At 70.2% G+C, this 493-nt stretch carries 1 protein-coding gene; it reads left to right on the forward strand.

Translation table 11 applies throughout. The features are described 5' to 3' along the window. Window positions 1-27: 27 nt before the first annotated feature. On the forward strand, window positions 28-493 hold a 466-nt coding region (locus tag AB4030_RS22435; protein WP_442281410.1), incomplete at its 3' end, for a TasA family protein.

The raw sequence follows: 493 nt of genomic DNA on the forward strand, positions 1-493 counted from the left end.
GCCGGACTCACACCAGGAGCAGTCACCATGGGCGTCGCCACCTCGAAGAAGCACGGCAAGAAGAACACCTCGGGCAAGGTCCTGGCCTCGGTGGCGCTCGTGGCCGCCGCGGCCGGTGTCGCCGGCCTGGGCACCTACGGCTCGTTCACCTCCACGACCTCGGCCAGCGCCGCCGTCACCGCCGGCACCGTCAAGGTCGAGCTCGGCCAGCCCGGTGCCGCGAACCGGTTCTCGGTCGCCGCGACCGGCCTCGTCCCCGGCGACACGATCCAGCGCGCCGTCACACTGAGCAACACCGGCAACCAGAACCTCGGCTCGTTGAGCCTGACCACCTCCGCGCCGCTGACCTCGAGCAAGCTCGACACCGACGCCACGAACGGCCTGCAGCTGAGCATCGACTCCTGCTCCAGCGCCTGGACCGAGGCAGGCACCGCACCGGCCTACACCTACACCTGCTCGGGCACCACCAAGACCGTGCTGTCCTCGCAGAAGG

This window comes from Terrabacter sp. 2YAF2 (assembly GCF_052114705.1).
Lineage (GTDB): Bacteria > Actinomycetota > Actinomycetes > Actinomycetales > Dermatophilaceae > Terrabacter.